This window comes from Chromobacterium sp. HL1 (assembly GCF_057418835.1).
The window spans coordinates 400774-421183 of record NZ_CP162399.1; the positions used below are offsets into that span (position 1 = coordinate 400774).

Sequence of the window (20410 nt, forward strand, 5' to 3'; positions counted from 1 at the left end):
ATTTTGTTGCTGTGCAGCATTAGAATGATGGCATCTAGGAGGAATCCCCATGGACTGCGACATCAAGAGCTTGCCGCCGGAGGCGGTCTACCCTTTGCTGGTGGGCAGCGTGCAGCCCCGGCCCATCGCCTGGGTCAGCACTCAGGACTTGCGGGGCGTGGCTAATCTGGCGCCGTTTTCCTTCTTCACCGTGGCCAGCGTGAAGCCGCCGGTGCTGGCGCTGAGCATTCTGACGCCGGCCAGCGGCGGCGAGAAGGATACCCTGGCCAATATCCGCGCCACCGGCGAGTTCGTCGTTAATGTGGTGCCGGAGCGCTTGGCGGAGGCGATGAACCTCAGCTGCGGCCCTTATGCGCCGGAGGTGGACGAGTTCGATCTGGCCGGCGTGAGCAAGGCGCGCAGCCGGCAGGTGAGGGCGCCGGGCGTGGAACAGGCGCCGCTGCGTTTCGAATGCGTGCTGAGCCAGTGCCTGGTGCTGGGCGAAGGCGCGGGCGCCGGCAATCTGGTGTTGGGCGAGGTGCGCCACGTGCATGTGGCGGACGAGGCGTGGCGGGACGGCCGCGTGGCGAGCAAGGCCCTGGACTTGGTGGGCAAGCTGGGCGGCGACGAGTTCAGCCGCGCTAAGACGGCTTTCAGTTTGCGGCGGCCCGGCGCGTGACGGCGCTGCGGCTCTGGCTGGCCAGTTCGTCCAGCAAGGCGTAGCGGCGCTGATATTCCGCGCGTTTCTTGCTGGCGATCTCGCTCAGGGGCTTGCGCGGCAGTTGCAGCGGCAGGCTGAAGAAGCGCTTGCAAGCGGTGGGCTGGGCGTCGAAGGTGTCCCAGAAGCTGTCGTAATCGGCGAAGAACTGGCGGCGATAGCGCCAGGAGCTGTAGATATGCTGCCATTTGCTGACGGCCAGCACCTGGTTAGCGCCTATTTCCTGGGCCAGCGCGACCAAGGCCTCAACCGCCAAACGCTTGGGAAACAGGCCGTGGCTTTGCTTGGTGAGCTGGTGCACGGCTTCCGCGCCATGGGGTTTGCGCGGGCCTTGCAGGCCGCCGATGATGATGGCGGTTTCACCTTGATGGCGGGTGATGGTGAAGGTCAGCGTGGCGATGGCGATCCCTTCCTCCGAGCAGATCTGCAAGGACAGCTCGCCTTCTTTGTCGAAGCTGTGGCGGTGCGTCAGCACCGCCGTGATCGCGGCCTCGTTTTTGCCGAGCAGCGCGGCCAGCGGCAGACCGGCGTCGCTGAGCAGGCTGCGGTAGGCGGCGGGAGACACCCGCGTCGCCAGCGTCTGATAGTGTTCGCGCAGAGCCGCCAGCTTGCCGCTTGGGCCAAGAGCGCGGTACAGATAGGGGCGGTGCAGCTTGCAGGCCAGCCGCGGATTGGCTTGCAGATGGCGGCGCAGCGCGGGTTGGCCCCAGCTGTCCAGCCAGCGCAGCGTCCAGGGCAGGGTCAGCAGTCCGCGCAGCGCGAATTTGCAGCGATTCTTCCCTTCGTCGAATCCGTCCTTGCGGGAGAAGCGCCCGCTGGCCAGAGACCAGAATAAATCCACCGCGTTCAGCGCCGACATACCATAACCTCAAGAAAAAAAGGGTTAAGGCTACGTTATCGCGGCGCTGTGATTGTTAATGAATATGGGGCAAATTGTGACGAATTGTGACGATTTCGTCTGAAATTAAATACATTGTAATTATTTGCCCGTATCCAACAGCTGGCCCAGCGGTTGTTCCAGCCGATACAGGCGGAAGCGTTCCTTCGGGTCGCCCGGACGCTGGAAGCTCGCCATCGGCGTCAGGCCGCGGAGAAAGGCCGGCAGCTGGTCGTGAAGAGACTGGACCAGCAACCAGCGGCAGTCTTTGGCCTGCGGCGTGCTTTCCAGCCGCAGCGTGCGGTAATCGGCGTAGTAGTCCAGCAGCGCGCGTTGGGGTTCGCCCAGGCCGACGCTGGCGACGCATTCGCCTTGCCGGCCGATGTCGGCCAGGACAGGGCGCAGCGGGGCGAAGGTTTCGCGGTAGCGCATGCCGTGATCCAGCGCCGGCAGCCACAGTGTGGCCAGGCCGCCCCACAACAGCACGATGGTCAGGCTCCAGCGCCAGGCGAAGCCGGGCGCAGTATCGGCCGGGACGCGTCGCCATAGCCAGGCCGCGCCGCCGGCGATCAGGCCGAAGGCCAGCCAGGTCCATGGATGCCACTGCGGGTGCCAATCGGTGAACTTGCGGTGCAGCAGGTGACGGGACCATTGCGCCGGTTCGCCGGTGGAAAGCACCCAGGCGACGGCGAGCACGAAGGCGCCAAGCGCCAGGCAGAGCAACAGGCTGAAGCCGGACAGCGCGCGCCAGCCGCGATGGGATTCGCCGGCGCGCAAACCGGCGATGGCCAGCAGCGCCAGCGGCAGCAGCAAGGGCATCGCATAGAGTTCGCGGGCGTCGCCCGCCAGCGACAAGACGGTCAGCGTCACCAGCCAGAGCAGCGCCGGCGCCGCCGGCCAGGCGTGGGTCCATTGTCGGCGGCCGCGCCACAGCCCCCACAAGGCCAGCGGCAAGACCGGGATGCCGTACCAGGGCAGGGTGCGGCCGTAGAACAGGCGCGGAGCCTTGGGGCCCAGATGGGCGCTGCCGTCGAAGCGGCCGAAGTTGTTCACTTTGAACCACAGCTGGAACAAGGCCGGGTCGCGCAAGTACAGGCTCAAGCCCCACAGCGCGGTCAGCGGCAGGCCGATCAGCGCGGCCAGCAGCAGGCCGCCGGCGTAACGGCGGTTGCGGTAATCCGGGTGCAGCGGTAGCAACAAGGCGGTCAGGCCCAGGCAGCCGGGGCCGAGCAGGCCCTTGCTCAGGAAGGCGACGCCGCCGCCCAGGCCCAGCAGCGCGCCGCCGAGCAGGGCGCGCCGGCGCAGCAGCACCAGTCCGGCCAGACCCCAGGCCACGCCGGCCAACAGGGCGGTGTCCGTGATCATCTGATGGGCGCGCATCGGCAGGCCCAGGCAGCCCAGCAGCAGCAAGGCGCCCCAGGCGGCGGCGCGGCGGCCGTACAAGGCGCCGGCGGAGACGGCGGTGCCGGCCAGGGCCAGCGCCATCCAGCCGCCGGCGGCCAGCCGCGCGGCGTCCGGCGCGCTGAGCCAGCCGCTGAACAATTGCATGGTGAAGGCGGCGCTGATGAAGAACAGCGGCGGCTTTTCCATGAAGGGCTCGCCGGCCAGCGTCGGCACGATCCAGTCGCCGGTCTGAGCGATATGGCGGATCAGGCCGAAGGTGTAGGCTTCGTCCGGCTTCCAGGGCTCATGACCCACCAGGCCGGGCAGCAGCCAGGCGACGGCGATGAGCAAGAACAGCCAGACGGGGATGGAAGGCAGGCCGGAATCTGCGGGCTGCGCGGCGTAAGGAGTGGAGAAACGCATGGAGTCCGCGGAAAAGTGGTCGTTAATTGTTATGGGAAAGGGGAGGCCGAGCCGTCCCGTTCATCACCTTGAGGCATGGCGACCGCGGGCTTCTGCCAGGAAGATCCGCGGCCGGACGGTAGAGTGTAGCGTTGTTTGCGCGCCAAGCAAACTTGAGCGCGGCCGCATCGGGGCGGGGGCGGTTTCAATTGTGCGGCGGGTCTTTAGGCCGCATCGAGTGCAGCGCGGACTTCTGCATTTCCAGGGCTTTGATCTGCATGCTCAGCATGCCCATATTCATGGTCAGCCAGCTTTCCACCACGCGCAATTCCGCCAGCTTGCGCTCGATCTCCTCCTCGCTCATCGGCGGCAGAAAGGGCTGCATGCCCGGCGGCGTGGCGGTTTGCCAGAACTGGCGGAATAGGGAGAAGGGGTCGTTGGGGTTGAATTCGTTGCTCATGGGCGGCTCCCTTGGCGAAGAAAAAACGGGCAAGCTGTGCTTGCCCGTTCAGTATATGCCTTAAATGCCAGGCAAACGCTTACTTGCTGTTCTGCGCGTCCACGGCGGCCAGGGCCACCATATTGACGATGCGGCGCACCGAAGCGATCGGGGTCAGGATGTGAGCCGGCTTGCTCATGCCCATCAGGATGGGGCCGATGGTCACGCCGTCGGAGGCGGAAACGCGCAACAGGTTGTAGCTGATGTTGGCGGCTTCCACATTCGGCATGATCAACAGATTGGCCGAGCCTTTCAGCGTGCTGTCCGGCATGGCCTGGTTGCGGATGCTTTCCACCAACGCGGCGTCGCCCTGCATTTCGCCGTCGATCTCCAGATCCGGCTGCGCCGAGCGGATCTGGTCGAAGGCGGCGCGCATCTTCTGCGCCGAGGCGCTGTTCAGCGTGCCGAAGCTGGAGTTGGACAGCAGCGCGGCCTTGGGCGCAATGCCGAAGCGCTTGATCGATTCGCTGGCCATGCGGGTGATGCTGGCCAGTTGTTCGGCGCTCGGGTCGGCGTTGACGTAGGTGTCGGCGATGAAGATGTTGCCGGTGGGCAGGATCAGCGCGTTCATCGCGCCGGCCACTTGCTCCGGGTTGTTGTAGCCGAGCACGGTTTCAACGATGTCGAAGTGCTGGCGGTACGGCCCGTAGGTGCCGCAGATCATCGCGTCGGCGTCGCCGCGGCGCACCATCATTGCGCCGATCAGCGTGGTGTTGCCGATCACGCGACGGCGAGCCTGCTCCTGGGACACGCCCTTGCGCTTGGTCAGCTGGTAGTACTCTTTCCAGTACTCGGCGAAGCGCGGATCGGATTCGTTGTTGACGATCTCGAAGTCCTTGCCGGCCACCAGTTTCAGGCCCAGCTTCTGGATGCGCATGTCGATGACGCTGGGGCGGCCGATCAGGATGGGCTTGGCCAGGCCTTGGGTGACGATTTCCTGAGTGGCGTGCAGCACGCGCTCGTCTTCGCCCTCGGTCAGCACCACGCGCTTCTGGTCTTTCTTGGCCTGGGCGAACACCGGCTTCATGAACAGATTGGTCTTGTACACGAACTGGGCCAGTTGATCGGCGTAGGCGTCGAAGTCCTGGATCGGGCGAGTGGCCACGCCGGAATCCATCGCGGCCTTGGCCACGGCGGGCGCGATCTTGACGATCAGACGCGGGTCGAACGGTTTCGGAATCACGTATTCCGGGCCGAAGGACAGTTCCTGGTCGCCGTAGGCGGTGGCCACCACGTCGTTTTGCTCGGCCAGCGCCAGGTCGGCGATGGCGCGCACGGTGGCCAGCTTCATCTCTTCATTGATGGTGGTGGCGCCCACGTCCAGCGCGCCGCGGAAGATGAAGGGGAAGCACAGCACGTTGTTGACCTGGTTCGGATAGTCCGAACGGCCGGTGCCGATGATGGCGTCCGGGCGCACTTCCTTGACCAGCGGCGGCAGAATTTCCGGCTCCGGGTTGGCCATGGCCAGGATCAGCGGCGAGCGGGCCATGGATTTGACCATGTCCTGGGACACCAGCTTGGGACCGGACAGGCCCATGAAGATGTCGGCGCCGGCCATGGCGTCGGCCAGCTTGCGTTGGCCGTTGTCCTTGATCGCGTAGCGTTTCTTGGAGTCGTCCAGTTTCTCGTCGCGGCCTTCGTAGATCACGCCCTTGGAGTCGCAGACGGTGATGTTGTCGCGGTTCACGCCCAGCGCCACCAGCAGGTCCAGGCAGGCGATGGCGGCGGCGCCGGCGCCGGAGGCCACCACGCGCACTTGCGCGATGTCCTTCTCCACCAGACGCAGGCCGTTGAGCACCGCGGCGGCGGCCACGATGGCGGTGCCGTGCTGGTCGTCATGGAACACCGGAATGTTCATGCGTTCGCGGCACTTCTTCTCGATGTAGAAGCACTCGGGCGCCTTGATGTCTTCCAGGTTGATGCCGCCGAAAGTGGGTTCCAGCGAACAGATGATGTCCACCAGCTTGTCCGGATCCAGCTCGTTGACCTCGATGTCGAACACATCGATGCCGGCGAACTTCTTGAACAGCACGCCCTTGCCTTCCATCACCGGCTTGCCGGCCAGCGCGCCGATATTGCCCAGGCCCAGCACCGCGGTGCCGTTGGAGATCACCGCCACCAGATTGCCGCGCGCGGTGTATTTGTAGGCGTTCAGCGGATCTTCCACGATGGCGTCGCAGGCGGCCGCCACTCCGGGGGAGTAGGCCAGGGCGAGATCGCGTTGGGTGGTGAGAGGCTTGGTCGGGGCAACCTGGATTTTGCCCGGGTTGGGGTACTGGTGGTATTCCAGTGCGCTCTGGCGCAATTGCTCGTCCATTCTCTGGGACTCCTGAGGTTGATCTTTAGGTGGTTGGTTGGTGTAAGAGAGTAACTACACATTATACGGGCTTAAGGGCGGGCGGGGCTATCGCCTTGTCGGACAAAAAACGCGATGGCGCATGCCATCGCGTTTTCACGCCTGTCAGGCGGATGCTAATTCACCATGCCCAGCGCGCGCGGCAGCCATAGCGAGATCTCCGGAATGTAGGTGACGGCCACCAGGAAGCCCAGCATGGTCAGCAACCAGGGCCAGACCGCCACCGTCAGTTCGGTGATGCCCATCTTGGTGATCCCGGAAGCCACGTAAAGGTTCAATCCCACCGGCGGATGGCACATGCCCACTTCCATGTTCACCGCGATCAGAATGCCGAAGTGGATGGGATTGACGCCCAGTTTCACCGCCACCGGATAGAGGATGGGGGCCATGATCAGCACGATGGCGGACGGGTCCATGAAGTTGCCGGCCGCCAGCAGCAGGATATTGGTCAGCAGCAGGAAGGCCACAATGCCCAGGCCCTGGCCGGTCATCCAGGCCGCCATCGCCTGCGGAATCTGCTCGGACGCCAGCAGGAAGGAGAACAGCACCGCGTTGGTGATGATGTAGAGCAGCATGGAACTCATGGACGCCGCGTTCAGCAAGACCTTGGGCACATCCTTCAGCCCCATGTCCTTGTAGACGAAGACCGCGATCACGAAGGCGTACACCGCCGCCATCGCCGCCGCCTCGGTGGGCGTGAAGATGCCGCTGTAAATGCCGCCTATCACCAGCGCGATCAACAACAAGCCCCAGACGCTGTCGCGGAAAGCCTGCCAACGTTCGCCCCAGCCGGCGCGGGGCAGGCGCGGGTAGTCGAACTTCTTGGCGCGGAACCAGGTGGTCAGGCCCAGCAGCAGGGACAGGCACAGGCCGGGCAGCACGCCCGCCATGAACAGCTGGCCCACCGAGGCGGTGCTGACGCTCATGCCGTTGGGGCCGGTGACATCCATGCCGGCGGTGGCGATGCTGTACATCACCAGATTGATCGACGGCGGAAACAGAATGCCCAGCGCGCCGGAAGTGGTGATCACGCCGGCGCCGAAGCGCTGCGGATAGCCCTGCTTGACCATGGCCGGCAGAATGATGGAACCCACCGCCACCACGGTGGCGACAGATGAGCCGGTGATGGCGGCGAACAGCGCGCAGGACACCACGCCGGCCAGACCCAGGCCGCCGTACCAGTGGCCCACCAGCGTGGTGGCGAAGCGGATCATCCGTTTGGCCACGCCGCCGTGCATCAGGAAGTTGCCGGCCAGGATGAAGAAGGGGATGGCCATGATTTCAAACTTCTCGATGCCGGTGAACAGCTTCAGCGCCACCGAAGTGACCGGCACATCCGTCATGGTGAACAGGAAGGTCAGCACCGTCAGGCCCAGGGAGATGGAAATCGGCATGCCGGTCAGCATCAGCAGCATCAACAGGCCGAAAATGATCAAGGCGCTCATGGGCGGCCTCCGTGATGCATATCGTGGGGGTGCATATTGTCCAGCTGCTCGTCGCCGTCCAGGCCGTCCACATGGCCGTGGTCATGCTTGGGCAGCGAGCCGGTCCTGAGGAAATTCCAGGCCACTTGCAGGAAGCGGAAGCACATCAGCGAAGAACCACAGGGAATGGCCAGGTAGACCAGCCACATCGGCGCCTCCAGATCCGGCGAGGTTTGATCGGTGTGGGCGATGTCCCAGACGAAATCCGCGCCCATGACGGCGACGGTGCCGGTGAACAGCGCGCCGGCCAGCAGGCCGAAGACGATGAAACGTCCGCGGCGTTTGTCGCTGAGCCGGTTGATCAGCACGTCCACGCCGACATGGATGCCGGTGCGCACGCCGTAAGCGGCGCCGAACTTGGCCATCCAGACGAAGAGGTAAATGGTCAGCTCCTGCGCCCAGGACATATTGATGTGGGCGAGCAGCGGTTGCAGAGTGGCGATGCCCGAACCGTAGCGGTGCAGCACCGCGGTAAAGGTGATGAGGGTGGCCGCCCCCATCAGGCAGGCGATCATCCACTCCTCAAGGTGATCGAGGAATTTCAACATATCTGTCTCCGCATGGAACAAGAGCATGCTTGAGGGCATGCTCTTGAACCGGGCTGGCTTTATTTGGCCGGATTGAAACCGGTTTCTTTATAGATCTGGTTTAGCAGATCCTGGCCAATGCGGCCGGCCATCTTGGCGTGGACCGGCGCCAACGCCTTCTTGAAGGCGCTGCGTTCCTGCGGAGTGGGGGTGTAGATCTGGGTTTTGCCGGAAGCCTTGATGCCGGCCAGCGCGCGTTCGTTTTCCTTCTTCGCGATATCGTTGGCGTAGGTGGACGCATCGCGGATCGCGCTGTCCAGCTGGGCGCGCACGTCGGCCGGCAGGCCGTCCCAGAACTTCTTGTTGACGATGACGGCGTAGCCGAGGAAGCCGTGTTGGGTCAGCGTCAGCTGTTTTTGCACCTCATAGGCCTTGCTGGTGTACAGGTTGGACGCTTCCAGCTCGGTGCCGTCCACCACGCCGGTCTGCAGCGCCTGATACACCTCGGAGAAAGCCATCACTTGCGGCAGCGCGCCCAGGGTGCGCATTTCCTCTTCCAGCACCTTGGACGACTGGATGCGGATCTTCAGGCCCTTGAGGTCGGCCGGGGTGCGGATGGGCTTGTTGGCGGAGAAGTTCTTGAAGCCGTTGTCCCAATAGGCCAGGCCCTTGATGCCCTTGCCCTCCAGCTTGCCCAGCAACTGCTTGCCGATGGGGCCGTGCATCACCTTGTTGACCTGGTCGTAATTGTCGAACAGATAGGGCAGATCGAAGACCTCGAACTCCTTGACCCCCAGCGGGCCGAACTTGGCCAGGCTGGGCGCCAGCATCTGCACCGCGCCCAGCTGCAGCGCCTCCAGTTCTTCCTTGTCCTTGTACAACTGGCTGTTGGGATACACTTGCACCTTGACCTTGCCCTTGGTGCGTTCCTCAGCCAGTTTCTTGAAATATTCGGCGGCTTTGCCCTTGGGGGTGTCCGGAGACACCACATGGCTGAATTTGATGAGGATCTCGCCGGCGGCATTGGCAACGCCGGACAAAGCGAACGCGGCGCAGAGGGCCACGGCGGCAGTCTTCAGTTTCATTCTCTATCTCCATCGTACTTGTATAGTGTTGTATGGAATCCACCAATCCCTTGGCATTTTATGGCCGGCAAAAGCGATTTGGCCGGCGCCGTGGGCGGTTTTTCCTTATGCGCTGTCCTTGTGGACAGTCTGCTTGTTCCGTGTAAAGTAGGATTTCCTATTTCTTTCAACTATTAGGGACTTCCGCATTAGGGCTTTCCCTAGAATGCCATGCAGATAAAAAATTTATTGTCGCGCCGTTCCCCCGGCATGCTCTGGCTCAGCGCCGGCGCGCTGTTGCTGGCCCTGCTGTTGGCGCTGGGCAGCCTGTTCTACCTGGTTTACCGGGACTGGCGCGACGAGCAGCAAGACAATCTGATCCAGGAAGTGCTGTGGCTGGAGCAGTCCTTGCGCATGTATCTGGAAGGGCAGCAGGAATGGGCTGAAAATCTGGGCCGGGAAATCGAGGACGGCAATATCGACAGCCAGCGCTTTGCCCGGCAAGCCGCGTTTTACCTGCGGGGCAACCCGGAACTGCTGAGCATCGAGCAGGTGGATGTGGACGGCCGGGTGGTGCGCGACCAGCACGGCACCCGCCGCGACGGCAGCGTGCTGACCGGAGAAACCTTCGACGCGCTGTGGCGCGCCAACCGCCTGCTGCGGCCCAGTTACGGCGAACCCTATCAGGGCGGCGACGGCAAATACCGCTTCGATCTGGCCGTGCCCATCGTCCACGACGGCAAACCCCTGGGCGGGCTGAGGCTGGCTTATCAGATGGACCTGCTGTTGTTCAACCAGGTGCCGTGGTGGATCGCCTCCAAGAACTACATCAGCATCCAGGATTTGAGCGGCAAAATCCTGGCCAGCAAGTTCGATCCGGCGGAGCGTCCCGGCACCCTCTCGCATCAGACCAGCTTCGATCCCCCCGGCTACGGCCTCTATCTGCACGCGACCAGCTACCGCGCCGGCCTGGGGCTGACCCTGCCGGTGCTGTCAGGCCTGATCGCGCTGCTGGTCAGCGCGCTCTTGTACGCCGCCTGGCGCATCCGCCGCCATGTGCGCGAACGCGCGCACGCGGAACAGGCGCTGGCCAAGGAAGTGTCCTTGCGCCAGGCGATAGAAGACTGCATGAAAAGCGGCCTGGTGGCTTTGGAGGACGAAGGGCGCATCGTGCGCGTGAACCGAGCCTTCTGCGACATGCTGGGCTTCGGCGCGGACGAACTGGTGGGTCAGGCGCCGCCGCATCCGTTCTGGCCGGAGGACGACCACGCTGCCATGACCGCGGCGATCGCCGCGGTGCGCGACAACCGTCAGCCGGAAGAGGGCTTCGAACTGCGCTTTGCGCGCAAGGACGGCGAATTCATCGAAGTGCGGCTCTACGCCACCCCGCTGGTGGAAGCCGACGGCAGCCAGCGCGGCTGGATCGCGTCCCTGTTCGACATCACCGAGCGCAAGCGGCAGCGGCTGGCGCTCAACGCCTCCCATCAGCGCTTCCTCACCGTGCTCAACGGCCTGGTGGCCGGCGTCTGCGTGATGGAAGAAAGCGGCGGCCTGTTGCTGTACGCCAATCCGGCGTTTGCCCGGCTATGGCTGACGGTGGAGCCGGACGGCCCCTGCTGCGTGCTGCTGCCCGGCCTGCAGGAACAGCCGGAACAAGACGAGTACGGCCTGGAATTCACCACCGACGGCGGCGGCAGCTGGTTCCAGATGCACCGCCGCCGCATAGACTGGGTGAACGGCGAATCCGCCTGGCTGGCCATCCTGGCCGACGTTAGCGAAGACAAGGCGCGCGAAGGGCGGGAACTGGCGCAGCAGGAACGGCTGCAAAACACCTCGCGCCTGATCGCCATGGGCGAAATGGCCTCCACGCTGGCGCATGAGCTGAACCAGCCGCTGACCGCCATCAACACCTACGCCGCCGGCGTCAGCCGGCGGCTGCCGGCGGAACTGGAACTGCCGGCCGGCGTGCGCGAGGCGATCCAGGAAATCGCCGGACAGGCCAAGCGCGCCGCCCAGATCGTCAGCAGCATCCGCGCCTTCGTCAAAAAGCACGAGCCCCAATTGCAGCGCGTGGAACCGGGGCCGGTGGTGCTGCGCGCCGTCGGCCTGGCGGAAGGCCTGGCGGTCAAAGCCGGGGTCAAGCTGCAGGTGGAACAAGACCCGGCAGGCTGCCTGCTGGACATGGACCCGGTGCTGATCGAGCAAGTGCTGCTCAATCTGATGAAAAACGCCATTGAAGCGATGCAGGAAGCGCAGACCAAGCGGCCCAGGGTCAAAGTGCGCACCTCCATCGGCACCGCCTTCTGGCGGGTGGAAGTGGTGGACAACGGCCCCGGCCTGTCCGAGGCGATGAAGAGCAATCTGTTCACCCCGTTCTACTCCACCAAGCCGGAAGGCATGGGCATCGGCCTGAACATCTGCCGCTCCATCGTTGAATTCCACCGCGGTGAATTCGGCGCCAACAGCACCGTGGCCGGCGGCTGCGCGTTCTGGTTCACCCTGCCGCTGGCCAAGTGAGAGCCCTGCCTCCGCGCCTCCGCATGGGACAGAGAGGGCAGGCGGCGGACGGGGGCGGTGAAGGCCCGTTTTGAATAAGCCGCTGCCGGGTCCGCGTCTGTTTCCCGGCGGCGGATTGGCTTATGCTGTGGCGGCGCGCCGGAATGTCCGCCGCGCCCGCCTTCCCGCATCCGACAGGAGCCCGCCATGTCCGTTTCCATGTACCAAGCCTCCGTCCCGGCGCTGATCCGGGGCCTGAACAATCTGTCCGCCATCCTGGACAAGGCCGCCGCCGACGCCGCCGCGCGCAACATCGCGCCGGACGTGCTGCTGAACGCCCGGCTGGCGCCGGACATGTTCGCGCTGACGCGCCAGGTGCAGATCGCCAGCGACAGCGCCAAAGGCTGCGCCGCGCGGCTGGCGGGCGTCGACGTGCCCAGCTACGCCGACGACGAAGCCAGCTTTGCCGATTTGCAACAGCGCATCGCCAAGACCGTGGCGTTTTTGCAGGGTTTTAACGCTGCGCAGATCGACGGCAGCGAGACGCGGGAAGTGGTGCTGAAAGTGCGCGGTGACGAGATCCGCTTCAGCGGACAGAACTATCTGCTGGGCTTTGTGCTGCCCAACTTCTACTTCCACCTCACCGCCGCCTACGCCATCCTGCGCCACAACGGCGTGGCGCTGGGCAAGATGGATTACTTGGGCGGCGTGTAGTCCCGGGCGGGGAGCCGCCGCAGCGCTGGCCAGCGCTGCAAAAACTGCTTGTCCATCAGCCTGCGCTCAAACACGGCGGCGTTGCCATGCCTGGGATTATGGCGCAACACGCCGTTCATCAAATCGTCCAGACCGCAGGGAGCCAGAATCCGCACGCGGTCCTCCTCATCCAGCCAGGCCGCCACGGAAGTGGCGGTTTCCGGCCAACTAGCCACCCCGTCCGCCAGGCTTTGTAATGGCGGCAAGGGGCGGCCCGGCTCCTGTTCGCGCCAGAGGTGCACCGCCGCTTGATTGCAGACTTCCCAGTTCAAGCTTGGCAGCGCAGTGCGCAATTGGGCTTCCAACTGATGCTCGCGCTCTGGGCTTAAGTCCGCGGGATCGAAGTAAACCAGATCTATGTCCGGGATAGGTGTGGGCCGTGCATGGCCGCACAGCCGGTCCCAAACCAGGCTGCGGATGGCTCCGGCGCCGATGGCCCAGGAGGACAGGCCCAAGGCGCGCCCAGCGCCAAGCGCCTCCATCAGCCACGGCTGCCCGCGCAGCAAAGCTACTAACTGTCGCTCATGCTCCATCGGCCTGCGCCGGCGCCTCCGGCGTCAGGATGGTCTCCTGCGCCAGCTCCAGCTTCTCCGGATAGTCGCGGCTGTAGTGCAGGCCGCGGCTCTCCTTGCGCAGCAGCGCCGAACGCACGATCAATTCCGAAGTCTGTACCAGATTGCGCAGCTCGATCAGATCGTTGCTGACGTGGAAATGGCGGTAATACTCGTTGATTTCCTCGGACAGCAGGCGGATGCGGTTTTGCGCCCGCATCAGCCGCTTATTGGTGCGCACAATGCCCACATAGTCCCACATCGCCCGGCGCAGCTCGTCCCAGTTGTGGGAAATCACCACCTCCTCGTCCGGGTCCGTCACCTGGCTGTCGTCCCAGTCCGGGATCTTGGGCAGCTTGATCTCCGGCGCGGCCAGGATGTCCGCCGCCGCCGCCTTGCCTATCACCAGACATTCCAGCAAGGAATTGCTGGCCAGCCGGTTGGCCCCGTGCAGGCCGGTGCAGGCCACTTCGCCCACCGCGTACAGCGCGTCCACATCGGTGTGGCCGGTCAGGTCCGTGACCAGGCCGCCGCAGGTGAAATGCACCGCCGGCACCACCGGAATGGGCTGTTGGGTGATGTCTATGCCCAGCTCCAGGCAATGGGCGTAGATATTGGGGAAATGCTCGCGGATGAAATGGGCGGGCTTGTAGGAAATGTCCAGGTAGACGCAATCCAGGCCATGCTTCTTCATCTCAAAGTCGATGGCGCGCGCCACCACGTCGCGCGGCGCCAGCTCGGCGCGCGGATCGTGTTCCGGCATAAAGCGGGTGCCGTCCGGCAGCTTCAGGATGCCGCCCTCGCCGCGCACTGCCTCGGTGATCAGAAAGGACTTGCTGTGTGGGTGATACAGGCAAGTGGGGTGGAACTGCATGAATTCCATATTCCCCACCCGGCAGCCGGCGCGCCAGCCCATGGCGATGCCGTCGCCGGTGGCGGTGTCCGGATTGGTGGTGTACAGGTAAACCTTTCCGGCGCCGCCGGAGGCCAGGATGGTGTGCTTGGCGGCGATGGTCACCACCTGATCCGCCAGCTTGTCCAGCGCGTACACCCCATAGGCGCGGTTGCCGGGCAGGCCCAGCTTGCGCGAGGTGATCAGATCGATGGCGATATGCTCTTCCAGCTCCGTGATATTGGGGTGGGCCTTGATCTTCTGCCCCAGCGTGCTGGTCACCGCCGCGCCGGTGGCGTCCGCGGCGTGGATGATGCGGCGGTGGCTGTGGCCGCCCTCGCGGGTCAGGTGATAACCGGTGCGGTGGGTTTCATCCTTGGTGAAGGGCACGCCCAGCGCAATCAGCCAATCAATGGCTTCCTTGGAATGCTCGACGATGAAGCGCGTAGTCTCCTCATTGCATAGCCCTGCGCCGGCAATCAGCGTATCGCGGATGTGTTCCTCCACCGAATCCTCGGTGTCCAGCACCGCAGCGATGCCGCCCTGGGCGTAAGTGGAACTGCCTTCCAGCAAATCGCGCTTGGTAATCAGGCCCACCTTGCGGCTTTCCGCCAGGTGCAAGGCCAAGGTCATCCCGGCCAGACCGCTGCCGATGATCAGAACATCAAACTTAAGCATGATGAAATCCTGCAGGACGCAGAGTCGAAATGGATAGGCAGCGTAGCAGACTTCATGCTGGTGTGACAGATGGGGGAGGGGACGGATGGGGACTGGTCAAATCCAAGGGGATTAATGAGCCGATACGATAAAGGCCCAGGATGCCAGCGTTGTCGTCGCCATAGTGGAGCTGCGGGTAGATCGTTTTGAGTGGGCATGCCTTTGATTGTTGGAGGCTTGCTATGGGCTTTGGCAATATATTCTGAAGGTGTGACGGTATGCTCTGTTGTATATGATTTATGGAAAGAAAGTTACGCCAAAATCTTTAACGGGAACCAGCTCTACTCCGGGCTTGTGAAAGAAGTCCGCAATGCTGCTGTGTACAAGTAGCCAGCCCTCAGTCGTCGCTCCCATTTTGAAGAGTCTGCGTTCTGCGAGCGGTATTGAGTCAAGAGTGGCTTTGTCGAGATGATAACTAATCACTTCATAACGGATGTCATCAAAGCCGGTTAAGGGTTCTGGGGCGTAAAGAGATTTATTTCTGTCCCAGCAATCCAGTTTGTTTGTGAAGGTCAAAAACCAATAGCTGTCATGGTGTACATTATTATGGTCTATGTAAATTGCCGGTTGTAATACAAGGTTGGGTATTTCAATGAGGGCAAGCTGCTTATATGTTTCTGCCTTAACGGCAATGTCGGAGCCGTGGAATAATATTTCTGGAGGCTCTTCATTAAATAAATACTTGTTTTTGTTGTTTGCCGCGCCATTGTTGAATTTTAATGGCAGGCTACTTAATGGTAGTGCTTCTGAGGTGTATGCAAGAGCTGCTGTTTCAGTGTCTGCTGAAAGGATAGGACGATTATTTGCGCTTTTATAGCTGATGAAGCAATACTCAGAATGGTAGTTTTTCATGGTCGTACGCTTATTAGACTGATTTAGCTGCTTTGCGCCTACGGGGTGAGCAGATGGCCAGAGCGATAGTAGTGCACCGTTGCGGCTTTGTGCAGTAGGCCGGAGTCTGAACGGTTGGCCTCATGTTGCTTGCTACACAGCACGTTGACGGCACGCATGGATTCGGCATCGGCCAAGGGGGGGGCCGCAGAAGGCGACGGCGTCTTGCCTCCCAGCCCCAAGCACGTGATAATCCGGCGGTGCTGTGCATCAGCACCGGAATTAGCGTTCCGAACACTATGGCGGGCAGCCGCACATGCGGCATCTCATGTCCGGACACACTATTGATGCGTCTACTCTCAGGCGGGTCATGGTGGGAGCGTGCTTGCACGCGCCGGTTCCATAGTGCCGGTAACGCTAATCCTGCCATGTTCCCGCCGCCCCGGTTAGCGTCGGACGGTGGGTTTCATCGCTCACTATTGGAGGCTCTCATGCCTAGCGCCATCTTCTCTCCGTCTCCTCATATCCCGTCACTGCCAACCTTGCTGTCCCAGCTGAAAAGCTTGCGTCGGCAAAATGCTTCACTGCAGCCGATTGACCCGCTGTTGCAGCAGCTTGACGAATACGACGAGCGCTTCCATCACAGCGCCCAACTGATCTGCCTGGAACTCGGCCAGGTCAGCCATGCCTTGAGCGCGCTTGTTACCATGCTGGACCAACCCAACTTGGACACACTGGAGTGCGAGCAGCTGTATTGCCTGCTGGAGCCCTTCGCCCGCCGTTTGCAGCAGACCACGGTGCAAATGCAGGAACTGGCTTAATCCTTCCAAATGCTCAAAGCCCCGGATGGGGCTTTGGGCTTATTACGGCTTGGGTTTGGTTCGGTTTTTGTGCATCAGGCGGCCGCAGGACGAGTCTGCCTTTTGCGCCAGCGGATTGATGTCGCCGCTACGATTCTCTGTGCCTGACTCCAGGCCTCGTAGTCCATTTCTAGCTTCGCGTCCTTGCGCGTCGGGCAATGCCCGTGGAGGGCTAGGTGGTTGAGACGGAGGTGGAGCAAATTATTTTGAATAGAAATTCATCTAGATTGATATTGATGCTGTTTGTAGATGCTTTTGTTCAAACCGTGATCTCTCTTGCCAAGTCGGAGAGAAGTAAAGCTGTTTTGTATATGGCCTCTGACATCGCTGCTTGTTTCTTCTCATTCTTATGCCAGTCCGCGCTTGTTATCAGGCTGGCTTGCATGTCAATAAGAACATTTACAATCGCCATCGGCAAATATTTTTTGCCTTTATAGTTTGTAATTAACTGGTTTGTGCTGCTAATGGCTTGGTTGATTTCTATGTCTGTGATGCCAGTATTTGATCTGGCATTTAATATTAAGGTGGTGATGTGATCAATCCAAACCTCATCTATGTTGGCCATGGACTTTCCTCGATGCTAGCATACATAAAACATCTGTTCGCGCGTATGGGGTGTTCGGTGCTAGGTAGCACTCAAGCATAGAAATGCGTTGATGTAATTTTTCAAATCGAAATCTATTTAAATGGCTGTTGGCCTATTTTGTCGGTGCATTAAATTTTAAATGTGCTTGTTTTTCCATGTGATGATGTCAGGGGCGCCATCCCTTTCCTTGGTTGTAATGCTTTCTACTTGATTATCATCAGTGTAGTGTAAGTCATAACGGATAGGGTTTTGATGTCTGGATCCCTGCACGTAAATATGCTCGACTAAATTTTTTTCATTAAAGGAGAATGCCTTAAAACCGTAGTCGCCCCGTGTTGATATGCCTACGCTTACTTCTAGATCGCTGGATAGTTTTTTAATGGCTGTCAGAGAAACAAGCTCGGGCTTTTTGCCTGGCTTGTCAGTGAAGTCATAATGATGCGCTCGGCGAATAATGATTTCAGAATTTTTGTATGATATGAGGTTTGCGGTTAACCTTGCAAAGTCAGGGTCTTCTTTCTCAGAATCTATTGTTAACACAAGCCTGTCATCGATGAAGCTCGCGCTTTCAACGCCATTTTTTCTAGCTTCTAATGGCGATGTGAACTTCTTCTGTAGCGGTTTTCCCGGGTTTTCTTCTAAGAGCTCGTTGAAGAAACGTTCTGGAGTATAGAGTATGCCGCGGGAGTACTTCCATTCTGTGATATTGCTTACTAAGTGAACGGTAGCGTTAAGTGCATCTGTGTCATTTTTTAATGAGGCTAGTTCCCTGGTTAGATTTTGCCTCGTACTGATGGCGTGCTCAATGCCTGGAAAAGTGTTCTTCATGTCTACGGAGAAAAGACTTTTGGTGGTGACATTAATTAACGGCCTAAAGGTAAATTATTTTTCCTGTTGGTCGAATAAAGTCGTCTTCACGACTCTTTGAGTACCCGCAAGGGATTTTCCCAAATTTGTATATGTCAAGTAGACGACTGAAAAGCATTTTCTTTATGCCAACACGTTTTGTGAAGTATCCCTCAATGATGATGTGTACGATGTCATATCCGATATCGTCATTGAGATTTTTTAATCCATGTGTGTCTTCGAATGGCTTCAGTTTTGGTTCTATTTTTTCGTTAAAATATTGACGAGCTTCTTTAGCGACTGTATTCCATTCCTGATACTGATTTTGGAATTTTTTGTTGAGCATTGTGCTTAGTTGTGCTGCGGCTTCTGCTCTAATGTCCTCCCACTCTTCTGAGTGAATCGATTTTTCAAAAATGGCAACTCCTTTGCACAGGGTCGCATCGATGTTGATATCTGTTTCTTCAGTGTCGAAATTCTCAAAAAAAGATATCGTATCAAGTGTTTGAAATAGGGTATGAAGTATTTCTTTTTTCATTCTGAACACTTTCTATAGCTTGTTCTTTCCGCTAAAGTTCCTTTTGTACTGTAGATTCTCTGCAATGTTAAACCAAATTGGCCAATCCATTCTATTAGGTTTGGGGCATGGTTGTGGATATTTATATCCCCTGGCAACTCAATTGAAATAAAGCGCCTGATCTCTGGATGTTGTCGTGCAGCTCAGAACTCCTTGCTCTGATGCCGATCAGGGATTGCCAGTGTCGGCCGTGTTGGCTGCGTCGGCAATGATTTCGCGCGCATGACTCTCTGCCTGATCGTCCATTTCCAACGACAGCGCACCTTGCTTGTCGGTCAGAGCTTGCGGGGTGCCTAGGTGGCAGGTTTGGTAGTAGTACGCTGCTGTTGGTCCAGTCGGGTCCGGAGTGGGCTTGCGAAGCGGGTTAGGCGGTACTGGCCCCAGTTGGGCACTTTGACGCCACGCACGGCTTCGGTGTGGACTTGGGCCAGCGGCACGAAGCTGTCCGGTTCAAACTGAGAGTGCATCACCTGTAGGTTTTTATTGTGCTGGATTGTTTGCAAAAGCAAATCTAACCATCAAGAGAAGTACCAGCTTATAAAGCTATTGAAGTCTTTCCATTTCGCAGAAAGAGCGCCTTGCTTTAATAGATAGATGTCCTCGAAATTTACATCCAAAACGGCTTCATTATTTTTGTCATAAAGATACATACCTTCACTTTCATCTGTTGTCAAGGCGAGATAGTTATCTGGTATCTCGTGTACGTCTTTGATGTATTCAGTTTGATCTGGTATTGCTGGGATTGCTACGTCGTCAATGTCGAGTAGCTCTGGTTCGTCTTTGGGGCTGATAAATGCTCCTTGGTATTTTAGATAAAACTCTCCAAGCTGAGAGTCTTCACTTACACCAAGGTTTTTTAACGCGGTAGCCGCAGATGCAGGGTTGGTGCGAAAAACATTAACTTTTCTAGAGGCTAAAAATTTTTCTACAGAACTTGGGATCATGGTGCTTCCTTGCTTTAAGTTTTGCAGCCTTTTTTGAATCTATTCGATCCTTCCTGTATCGCTTCTTGCTGATGCTGTAAGCGGCGGCAGATGTCGTTCTTATTAGGGGTGTGGGTGATGATTTATCGCGTCTAGCCCCAGGCAAGGTAGTCTATTTCCAGCACCAGCGCGCTTTGCTCGTTGGTCAGAGCCTGAGGAGTGTCCAGATGGTAGGTGTGGTAGTAGTACGCTGCCGCCGGTTCGCTGGGTTCCAATGCTTGCTTGGGGGCCAGGTCTGAGTCGTAGAGGTTAGCCCCAGCTCGGCATGTTGACGCTGCGCACGGCTTGTGGGGCTGGTGCAGAGGCTAGGTACGAACAGGATATGGCCGCCTGCTCGTACCTAGTTTTAAAGTCCAGTACGTTGCTCCAGTAGATAATTATCTGTTTGGTAAAGTGTTGGTGGCACTTCGGGTTAAACAGAGCTATTTTGCTTTGATCAAAATTTAAAACTTATTGTGGGTAATGTGTTTTTTTGATTAATTTTGGGTTTGTAGGCTACTGAAACATACGGTCCAAATCAGTAAAGTTTGTCGCAATCTTTGTCATGTTGCCAAAAAAAGGCTCTTCCGAGCAGTCTGCTTCATTGTTGTGATCCCAATAATATATTTCCCCTTTGTTATCATCGGTGCAGCTTAAAAGAAGCAAACTACCACTTGAGTCATGTGCAATGGGAATGTATCCAAGAGGAATGCGGCCGTCATACATTGTTATTGCATAATCAAGGGTGCAAGAGTCTATTGGAGTAGAGTGCGCGTAAAAGTACTGTATGGATATACTTTTCCTTTTTATTTTTATTGAGCTTGGGTCTGGTTTTCCGCCATTGTGTTTTGATAAAAACTCTAAATATTCTTGAGTTGGTGAGATGTCAAGTTTTTTAAAGTAATCTATTAAGGCTGCTATAGAGGGTTTTTCTCGATAGTTATAAGCCTCAAGCATTTGTCTTTTTTTTCGTTTGTCATATTTTATTCCGTGCTTGAGCAAAAAATCCAGCTCTTCAGGACTAATGCCTAGTGGTAGGTAGTCTGTCAT

General features: G+C 59.1%; 21 protein-coding genes. 4 read left to right on the forward strand and 17 right to left on the reverse strand.

Annotation, left to right across the window (positions count from 1 at the left end; translation table 11 throughout):
- Positions 1–49: 49 nt before the first annotated feature.
- On the forward strand, positions 50–658 hold the full coding sequence (locus AB1Z25_RS02000; RefSeq protein ID WP_235084698.1) for a flavin reductase family protein: 609 nt from the start codon (positions 50–52) through the stop codon (positions 656–658).
- Here AB1Z25_RS02000 and AB1Z25_RS02005 read toward each other — a convergent pair.
- The 7 genes from AB1Z25_RS02005 to AB1Z25_RS02035 form a co-directional block, all read right to left on the reverse strand.
- Entirely contained in the window at positions 633–1556 is a 924-nt protein-coding gene (locus AB1Z25_RS02005; protein ID WP_227106692.1) for a VirK/YbjX family protein, read from the reverse strand. The genes AB1Z25_RS02000 and AB1Z25_RS02005 overlap by 26 nt on opposite strands.
- A 120-nt stretch (positions 1557–1676) precedes the next feature.
- Entirely contained in the window at positions 1677–3380 is a 1704-nt protein-coding gene (locus AB1Z25_RS02010; RefSeq protein WP_486636471.1) for an ArnT family glycosyltransferase, read from the reverse strand.
- A 184-nt stretch (positions 3381–3564) separates the two neighbouring features.
- The gene (locus tag AB1Z25_RS02015; RefSeq protein WP_107800821.1) at positions 3565–3819 is read right to left on the reverse strand and encodes a PhaM family polyhydroxyalkanoate granule multifunctional regulatory protein; all 255 of its coding nucleotides are present in this window, start codon (positions 3817–3819) and stop codon (positions 3565–3567) included.
- A gap of 79 nt (positions 3820–3898) precedes the next feature.
- Positions 3899–6175, reverse strand: coding sequence for an NADP-dependent malic enzyme (locus tag AB1Z25_RS02020; RefSeq protein WP_107800820.1), 2277 nt, complete (start codon positions 6173–6175; stop codon positions 3899–3901).
- A gap of 155 nt (positions 6176–6330) precedes the next feature.
- Entirely contained in the window at positions 6331–7659 is a 1329-nt protein-coding gene (locus tag AB1Z25_RS02025) for a TRAP transporter large permease (protein ID WP_081548523.1), read from the reverse strand.
- Positions 7656–8246: a TRAP transporter small permease gene (locus tag AB1Z25_RS02030; protein WP_107800819.1), complete on the reverse strand. Its 591-nt coding sequence runs from the start codon at positions 8244–8246 to the stop codon at positions 7656–7658. Before AB1Z25_RS02030 ends, AB1Z25_RS02025 begins: the two co-directional genes overlap by 4 nt.
- A gap of 59 nt (positions 8247–8305) precedes the next feature.
- The gene (locus AB1Z25_RS02035; RefSeq protein ID WP_107800818.1) at positions 8306–9310 is read right to left on the reverse strand and encodes a TRAP transporter substrate-binding protein; all 1005 of its coding nucleotides are present in this window, start codon (positions 9308–9310) and stop codon (positions 8306–8308) included.
- 210 nt (positions 9311–9520) lie between these two features.
- On the opposite strand from AB1Z25_RS02035, the gene AB1Z25_RS02040 reads away from it, so the two are divergent.
- Positions 9521–11806, forward strand: a complete 2286-nt coding sequence (locus tag AB1Z25_RS02040) for a PAS domain S-box protein (protein WP_233246740.1) — start codon at positions 9521–9523, stop codon at positions 11804–11806.
- 186 nt (positions 11807–11992) lie between these two features.
- Positions 11993–12499 (forward strand): DUF1993 domain-containing protein, encoded by a 507-nt coding sequence (locus tag AB1Z25_RS02045; protein WP_081548533.1) that lies wholly within the window; start codon positions 11993–11995, stop codon positions 12497–12499.
- Here AB1Z25_RS02045 and AB1Z25_RS02050 read toward each other — a convergent pair.
- From AB1Z25_RS02050 to AB1Z25_RS02060, 3 genes are all read right to left on the reverse strand, one after another.
- On the reverse strand, positions 12481–13071 hold the full coding sequence (locus AB1Z25_RS02050) for a nucleotidyltransferase family protein (RefSeq protein ID WP_486636472.1): 591 nt from the start codon (positions 13069–13071) through the stop codon (positions 12481–12483). The two genes, AB1Z25_RS02045 and AB1Z25_RS02050, sit on opposite strands and share 19 nt — an antisense overlap.
- Positions 13061–14659 carry an L-aspartate oxidase gene (nadB, locus tag AB1Z25_RS02055; protein WP_235084688.1) on the reverse strand — a complete coding sequence of 533 codons (1599 nt, stop codon included), beginning with the start codon at positions 14657–14659 and terminating at the stop codon, positions 13061–13063. The genes AB1Z25_RS02050 and nadB overlap by 11 nt, the downstream gene beginning before the upstream one ends.
- Before the next feature lie 276 nt (positions 14660–14935).
- The gene (locus AB1Z25_RS02060; protein ID WP_486636473.1) at positions 14936–15550 is read right to left on the reverse strand and encodes a hypothetical protein; all 615 of its coding nucleotides are present in this window, start codon (positions 15548–15550) and stop codon (positions 14936–14938) included.
- Positions 15551–16134: 584 nt separating this feature from the next.
- Here AB1Z25_RS02060 and AB1Z25_RS02065 point away from each other — a divergent pair.
- Entirely contained in the window at positions 16135–16350 is a 216-nt protein-coding gene (locus AB1Z25_RS02065) for a hypothetical protein (protein WP_486636474.1), read from the forward strand.
- 298 nt (positions 16351–16648) lie between these two features.
- Here AB1Z25_RS02065 and AB1Z25_RS02070 read toward each other — a convergent pair whose 3' ends face one another.
- The 7 genes from AB1Z25_RS02070 to AB1Z25_RS02100 form a co-directional block, all read right to left on the reverse strand.
- A complete protein-coding gene (locus AB1Z25_RS02070) occupies positions 16649–16954 on the reverse strand; it encodes a hypothetical protein (protein ID WP_486636475.1) in 306 nt (101 codons plus the stop codon).
- A gap of 156 nt (positions 16955–17110) precedes the next feature.
- Positions 17111–17803, reverse strand: a complete 693-nt coding sequence (locus tag AB1Z25_RS02075; RefSeq protein WP_486636476.1) for a hypothetical protein — start codon at positions 17801–17803, stop codon at positions 17111–17113.
- A 43-nt stretch (positions 17804–17846) separates the two neighbouring features.
- Positions 17847–18359 (reverse strand): hypothetical protein, encoded by a 513-nt coding sequence (locus tag AB1Z25_RS02080; RefSeq protein WP_486636477.1) that lies wholly within the window; start codon positions 18357–18359, stop codon positions 17847–17849.
- A 207-nt stretch (positions 18360–18566) separates the two neighbouring features.
- On the reverse strand, positions 18567–18782 hold the full coding sequence (locus AB1Z25_RS02085) for an RHS domain-containing protein (protein ID WP_486637339.1): 216 nt from the start codon (positions 18780–18782) through the stop codon (positions 18567–18569).
- Positions 18783–18916: 134 nt separating this feature from the next.
- On the reverse strand, positions 18917–19342 hold the full coding sequence (locus tag AB1Z25_RS02090; RefSeq protein WP_486636478.1) for an SMI1/KNR4 family protein: 426 nt from the start codon (positions 19340–19342) through the stop codon (positions 18917–18919).
- A gap of 131 nt (positions 19343–19473) precedes the next feature.
- Complete coding sequence (locus AB1Z25_RS02095) at positions 19474–19596, reverse strand: hypothetical protein (RefSeq protein ID WP_486636479.1); 123 nt, start codon at positions 19594–19596, stop codon at positions 19474–19476.
- Positions 19597–19876: 280 nt separating this feature from the next.
- Positions 19877–20410, reverse strand: coding sequence for an SMI1/KNR4 family protein (locus AB1Z25_RS02100; RefSeq protein ID WP_486636480.1), 534 nt, complete (start codon positions 20408–20410; stop codon positions 19877–19879).